Annotated in this window: 5 protein-coding genes and 1 pseudogene; 2 read left to right on the forward strand and 4 right to left on the reverse strand. The window is 72.0% G+C overall.

The window, feature by feature from the left end; all coding sequences use genetic code 11:
- Both CCN51_RS10795 and CCN51_RS56380 read left to right on the forward strand, forming a co-directional pair.
- A pseudogene (locus tag CCN51_RS10795) lies at positions 1–649 on the forward strand (cell wall-active antibiotics response protein); the annotation flags it as partial.
- Positions 646–1008, forward strand: a complete 363-nt coding sequence (locus CCN51_RS56380) for a hypothetical protein (protein ID WP_014177377.1) — start codon at positions 646–648, stop codon at positions 1006–1008. The pseudogene CCN51_RS10795 and the gene CCN51_RS56380, both read left to right, overlap by 4 nt.
- Here the strand turns inward: CCN51_RS56380 and CCN51_RS10805 are convergent.
- From CCN51_RS10805 to guaA, 4 genes are all read right to left on the reverse strand, one after another.
- Complete coding sequence (locus tag CCN51_RS10805; protein WP_078610511.1) at positions 1001–1573, reverse strand: DoxX family protein; 573 nt, start codon at positions 1571–1573, stop codon at positions 1001–1003. The two genes, CCN51_RS56380 and CCN51_RS10805, sit on opposite strands and share 8 nt — an antisense overlap.
- Positions 1574–1633: 60 nt before the next feature.
- Positions 1634–2908, reverse strand: coding sequence for a hypothetical protein (locus CCN51_RS10810; protein WP_043487060.1), 1275 nt, complete (start codon positions 2906–2908; stop codon positions 1634–1636).
- 94 nt (positions 2909–3002) lie between these two features.
- Complete coding sequence (locus tag CCN51_RS10815) at positions 3003–3791, reverse strand: class II aldolase/adducin family protein (RefSeq protein WP_014177380.1); 789 nt, start codon at positions 3789–3791, stop codon at positions 3003–3005.
- A gap of 163 nt (positions 3792–3954) precedes the next feature.
- Positions 3955–5541, reverse strand: a complete 1587-nt coding sequence (gene guaA, locus CCN51_RS10820; RefSeq protein ID WP_014177381.1) for a glutamine-hydrolyzing GMP synthase — start codon at positions 5539–5541, stop codon at positions 3955–3957.
- Between the last annotated feature and the right edge of the window lie 768 nt (positions 5542–6309).

Consider the following 6309-nt stretch of genomic DNA (forward strand, 5'->3'; position numbering starts at 1 on the left):
GCCTGGGGCGTCCGGGGCGTCCGGGGGGACGTCGATCGGCGGCTGGACGTTTCTGCTCGCCCTGGCGGCGGCTGTGGCGGGTGCGGGCGCGTCATGGGGCTCCCGGCCGCTCGGCACCAGCCTGGAGATCGGGTTCGCCTGCGCGCTGGGCGTCTTCGGGCTCGGCATCGCGGTCAGCTCCCGGTACGGCCGCACGGGCTCCGGCACCATCGTGCTGGCAGTGGTGACGGCCGCACTGCTGGCGGCAGCGGCCTGGCTCCCCAAGTCCGTCACCACCGACTGGTCGCGCCGCACCTGGGCGCCCACGTCCACGGCGGCCGTACGCGGCTCGTACGAGCTGGGCGGCGGCGTCGGCGAACTGAAGCTGGACCGCATGTCCCTGAAGAAGGGCCAGACCGTCACCACGCACGCCGAGGTCGGCGCCGGGAAACTGGCCGTCACCGTGCCCAAGGACACACGGCTCGAGCTGACCATCCATGTGGGGTTCGGCGACATCCGGCTGCCGGGCGAGAGGGGCGACGACATCGACATCCAGCCGAGTAGAGACCGAACCGTGACCGTGCCGCCTGCCGACGGGCGCGCCGCGAAGGGCACGCTGCGGCTGGACCTGGAAATCGGCCTGGGCAATGTGGAGGTGAGCCGGTCATGACGCACCGCTTCGAACCGGGCAGGCTGACCGCCGGACTCGTCGTCCTCGGGACGGCCCTCGCGTACGGCCTGGACGCCGCCGGGGAATGGGATCTGCCGCCCTTCGCGCCCCTGCCCGTCCTCCTGGGCGGGCTGTGCCTGGCGGGGCTCGTCTCGGCGCTCGCCTTCGGCGCCCGGCGGCGCCGCACCCGCCTCTCCGAGCACACCGCACCGCCGCTGCGCGATCTGCCCATGGACGAGCTGCGCCGCCGCTACGAGGCGCCGCCCGCGGGCCGCGGCAGCGGCGTACGAGAGCCCCGCCAGGACCGGAAGGACCGGGAGGACCGCCAGGACCGGGAGGACCAGGAGGGGGTCAGCTGAACAGCTGCGCGCCCTGGCGCCTGCGGCGCTTGGAGATGACCACGTCCAGCGACAGATACGGGGTGCCCGCCAGGACCAGCGGCAGCCACGCCATCAGATACGCCAAATCGTTTCCGTAGTAGTACGGATCCGACTGCCAGCTGACCGTCAGCCACAGGCTCAGCGAGATCAGCGCGCCGCCGAACGCCGCCAGCCGCCCCAGCAGCCCCACGATCGTGCCGAGCCCGACCGCCAGTTCCCCGAAGGCCATGGCGTACCCGAAGCTGGTGGGGTCCTTGAGCGCCTGGTCTATCAGCCACGGCACCGCGGAGCTGTCGCGCACGCCCCGCATCAGCTCGCCCATCGAGCCGGTGCCGCTGTCGGCCAGGAAGGCCGAGTCCGTCAGCTTGTCGATCCCCGCGTAGATGAACGTCACCCCGAGGAAGATCCGCAGCGGCAGCAGGGCGTACCGCGCGGCGGAGTCCCGCCAGCCGCCGGTGCTGCCGCTGCCGCCTATCCCGCCCACGCCGCCCACGCCGCTCACACTGCCCGAGCCGGCTCCGACCGTTCTGTCAGCATGCCTCATGACGCCCGCCTCTCCCGTTGCCTCGTCAACAAAACCTTACGGAGGAAACGGGCAGGTGACTCAGTCCAGAACGTCGATCGGATAGCGATTTGTCTCCGCCCCCGCCGCGGTGACGACCTGCACCTCCACCCGCCCCGGCTCCACATCCACCGGCACCGGCACGGTCAGCACGGTGTCGGTCGGGTTGCTGAAGCCCCCGGCGACCGGCACCAGCGGCACCTGGACGTGCACCGCCCCGATCCGTACGACCATACGGGCGAGCCGGTCCGGCTCCTCCGCCCCCGGGGGTACGAAGCCGCTGCCGCGGATCTCGATGTCGTCCCCGGTGCGGATCGGCGCGTCCCGGTCGAAGCCGCCCTCCTCGGGCCGTACCCGGACCACCGAGAGCACCGTGGGCCGGCCGCCCTCCGTGTACTTCCCGGCCAGGTACATCAGCACCGAGACGGCGGCCAGCAGCGCCAGGCCCCAGGGCAGATCGGGCAGCCGCTGCGGCTCGCGCGCCAGCCGCACCGCGGCGAAGGCGAGCACGACCGCCTGCACCACCACGTACTGCGCGTCCGCCAGGCTGCCGCGGCCCGCGTCGTCGGTCAGCAGATCCGCGGCGCGCGGGCGCAGCGCCCGGACCTTCTGCAGCCGCTGCGCCCGCACCCGCGCCGCCACCACGAGCCGGGCCGCGACCGCGGCCAGGCAGCTCAGGGCGGTGACGGTGAGCAGCCCGGCGGCGTCGCCCGGGGCCAGCCCGTCGGCCGTCCGCTCCCCCGCCTCCGGGGCGAAGGCCAGCTCGACCGCGAGCATCAGCACCGCGAAGACCGCGAACAGCAGCCACGCGGCGGCCACGGCGCGCGAGGTGGACAGGCGGTTGTCCTCGCCGACGAGCAGGGCGAGCGGGCCGCCGCTGCCGCGGTGCAGCCGGGCGGCGAGCGTCAGCAGCCCGGCCGCGAGCAGCGCGACGGTCAGCGAGGCCGTACGCGCCGCCGACCAGCCCGCGCCGACCGCCGTGGCCAACTGCCCGATCAGCAGCGCCCCGACCGCGCCCCACACCACGTACAGCGTGCGCCGCCACACCGCCCCGCCCCATGCGAAGCTCTCGGCGCGGCCGGTGTCCCAGGTCGTCCGGGCCGCCTGCGTCAGCTCGTCCGACACCCACTGCCGGGAGGCCTCGGCGGAGTGCGCGAGCGCCGCCGGCAGACCCTCCCCGGCCGCGAACCGGTCGCGCAGGACCAAGAACGCGGCCACCGCCCGCCGGTGCCCGTCCCGGGCGCATTCGGCGCACTCGCATCCGCTGTGCGTATGGCGCTCTGCCGTCGTGGCGTCTTCCGCCGCTTTCACCGCCACGAGGCGCTCCCGCTCGTCGTTCTCCCGGGTCAGTCGGCGCTCTGGTCCCAACTGACATGTCTTGACAGGGGATTGTGCCGTAAGTCGGGGGGTCTCAGCTCAGCAGGTCCGGCTCACCGCGGGTGATCTGCTGGTACAGAGGTTGATAGTTGATCCAGGCGACGAGATCGGTGCCCAGCTGCTCACGGGTCTGCACCGCGTTCTTGTAGTCGATCAGGACCGGTTTGCCCGCGGCCTTCGCGGCCAGCTGCACCTGGCAGGAGCGCTCCATCGCGATAAACCACCAGGCGGCCGCGTCGACCGAGTCGCCGACCGTCAGAAGACCGTGATTGCGCAGGATGACGGCCTTGCGGGGGCCGAGCGCCGCCGCGATGGCCCGCCCCTCCGCCTCGTCCACGACCACACCCGTATAGCGGTCGTAGAGCGCGTGGTCCTCGAAGAAGGCGCAGACGTCCTGGGTGATGGGTTCGAGCAGTTCACCGAGCGCCGACAGGGCGCGGCCGTGCACCGAGTGGCAGTGCGCGACGGCCACGACCTCCGGCCGCGCCTGATGCACGGACGAGTGAACGACAAACGCCGCCTGGTTGACGTGGTGGCGCCCCTGGACCACCCGGCCCGCCTGGTTGACGAGGATCAGATCGCTGACGGTGATGTGGCGGAAGGACATCCCGAAGGGGTTCACCCAGAAGCAGTCCGTGAACTCCGGGTCCCGCACGGTGATATGGCCCGAGACCCCCTCCTCGAACCCGTACCGCCCGAAGAGGCGCAGGGCGGCGGCCAGCCGCTCCTTGCGGTGGCGCCGCTCGTCCTCCGGCGAGGTGTGCTGCGGCGGCAGGGTGAAGTGCAACTGGTCGGTGGGGATCGGCTCCGGCATCGGCGGCATCTGCGGCTCACTCCTTGGCGCACTGCGTGCTCTCAGGGCTCGGAGCGGAAGCTACCTGGGGGTATCACAGGACGCCAGAGCGATGACGCAACAGCGGCGACGCCGCCGCCCGGAAAGATCGGGCGACGGCGTCGGCGTGCATACGGGATACGAGGGGTCGGGGTCACTCCCACTCGATGGTGCCTGGGGGCTTGCTGGTGATGTCCAGGACCACGCGGTTCACCTCGTCGACCTCGTTGGTGATCCGGGTCGAGATCCGCGACAGCACGTCGTACGGCAGCCGCGACCAGTCCGCGGTCATCGCGTCCTCGGAGGAGACGGGGCGCAGCACGATCGGGTGGCCATACGTACGGCCGTCGCCCTGCACGCCCACCGAGCGCACATCCGCGAGCAGCACCACCGGGCACTGCCAGATGTCCCGGTCCAGGCCCGCGGCGGTCAGCTCCTCGCGCGCGATGGCGTCGGCCTCGCGCAGCAGGTCCAGGCGCTCCTTGGTGACCTCGCCGACGATACGGATGCCCAGGCCCGGGCCCGGGAAGGGCTGGCGCTGGACGATCTCCTCCGGGAGCCCGAGCTCCTGGCCGACCATCCGCACCTCGTCCTTGAACAGCCGGCGCAGCGGCTCGATCAGCTGGAACTCGAGGTCGTCCGGGAGCCCGCCCACGTTGTGGTGGGACTTGATGTTGGCGGCGCCGGTGCCGCCGCCGGACTCCACCACGTCCGGGTAGAGGGTGCCCTGCACCAGGAACTCCACGGCCTCACCCGCGGCGCCCGCCTCGGCGACCAGCTCGGCCTGGGCCTGCTCGAAGACCCGGATGAACTCCCGGCCGATGATCTTCCGCTTCTCTTCGGGGTCGGACACCCCGGCGAGCGCGGTCAGGAAGCGCTCCTCGGCGTCGACGACCTTCAGCTGCACGCCGGTGGCCGCGACGAAGTCCTTCTCGACCTGCTCGGACTCGCCCTTGCGCATCAGGCCGTGGTCCACGTACACGCAGGTCAGCTGGTCGCCGATGGCCCGCTGGACGAGGGCGGCGGCGACGGCGGAGTCCACGCCGCCGGACAGGCCGCAGATCGCGCGCTTGGTGCCGACCTGCTCACGGATGGCGGCGACGGCCTCCTCCACCACATTGCTGGTGGTCCAGCTCGGCTCGATCCCGGCGCCCCGGTAGAGGAAGTGCTCCAGCACCTGCTGGCCGTGGGTGGAGTGCATCACCTCGGGGTGGTGCTGCACGCCGTACAGCTTCTTCTCGTCGTTCTCGAAGGCCGCGACCGGCACCACATCGGTGGAGGCGGTGACGGTGAAGCCCTCGGGGGCGGCCGAGCAGGCGTCGCCGTGCGACATCCACACGGTCTGCTCGGCCGGGGTGCCCTCGAAGAGCGTGGAGCCGGGCTTGGTGACGGTCAGCGGCGTACGGCCGTACTCGCGGGCCCCGGTGTTGTCGACCGTGCCACCGAGCGTGGTGGCCATCAGCTGGAAGCCGTAGCACATGCCGAAGATCGGCACCCCGGCCTCGAACAGCGCGCGGTCGACGGTGGGCGCACCCTCCGCGTACACCGACGACGGGCCGCCGGAGAGGATGATCGCCCTCGGCTTCTTGGCGAGCATTTCGGCCACCGGCATGGTGGACGGAACGATCTCGCTGTAGACCCGGGCCTCGCGGACCCGACGGGCGATGAGCTGGGCGTACTGCGCGCCGAAGTCGACGACCAGGACGGTGTCGGGGGCGGCAGCAGGGGACGCTGATGGCACTTCGGCGGCCTTCCGGCGGAGGTTGCGGTGTTTCTGGGGGTTGGACCATCGATTCTAACGGGCTCGCCATCCCGACTTTCCTGGCACATTTCCGCGCGCATTCCGCCCGCATTCCCGGCACTTTCCGAGCTCGCGCCGTCACGCGCCGTCACCCGTACGCCGCGTGACCAGGCCGTGAGCCGCTTCGTTGAGCCCGTTGTCCGCGCCAGCCAGGAGCGGCCCGGAAGTATCCACGCGTGGCTCAGATCCGCCGAAGCGATGAGACGCGGCCCCCTGCGGTGATTCAGGCGGCGCGTCGTGGGACCTCGCTTCGGCGAGGTGACCGGTCAGCAGGGGACAGCAGCCCGGTCACCACCCCAAAGAACGGTCGGTCCCGGGGACGCCTGGGGCCGACCGTATCCGGTCGAAACGGTTGCGCCGGAAGCGCCACATCCACCACGATGCACGGAGGGAAGACGCCCCGGACCTCCCTACCGTCATTGGTCCGACCACGCGGGCGTACGCCCCCCTTGTATCGCCGCTGCACCACCGCGCTCCACCCGAAAGCGCACCGCTCGCTCGCAGGCGCACGACTCGCAGGCGTACGGCTCAAAAACACACCACCCCGAAAGACCGGCGGCCTCCAAAGCCAGCGGCGCTCCCCCCGGCGCCGCCCTTCAGCACCGGCGCTGCCCTGACGCCGGTGCTGACCGCCCAGGGCCCCGGGGATGCCCGCCCCGCTCGGGCGCCCCCGGGGCCCTTCGCGCTCCCTTCGCGCTCCCTTCGCGC

This window comes from Streptomyces milbemycinicus, from assembly GCF_002154605.1.
Lineage (GTDB): Bacteria > Actinomycetota > Actinomycetes > Streptomycetales > Streptomycetaceae > Streptomyces > Streptomyces milbemycinicus.

Bases quoted from the DNA above. Each gene is read 5' to 3' on its own strand.
- CCN51_RS56380 (WP_014177377.1), top strand. From the start codon at position 646: ATGACGCACCGCTTCGAACCGGGCAGGCTGACCGCCGGACTCGTCGTC.
- CCN51_RS10805 (WP_078610511.1), bottom strand. From the start codon at position 1,573: ATGAGGCATGCTGACAGAACGGTCGGAGCCGGCTCGGGCAGTGTGAGC.
- CCN51_RS10815 (WP_014177380.1), bottom strand. From the start codon at position 3,791: ATGCCGCCGATGCCGGAGCCGATCCCCACCGACCAGTTGCACTTCACC.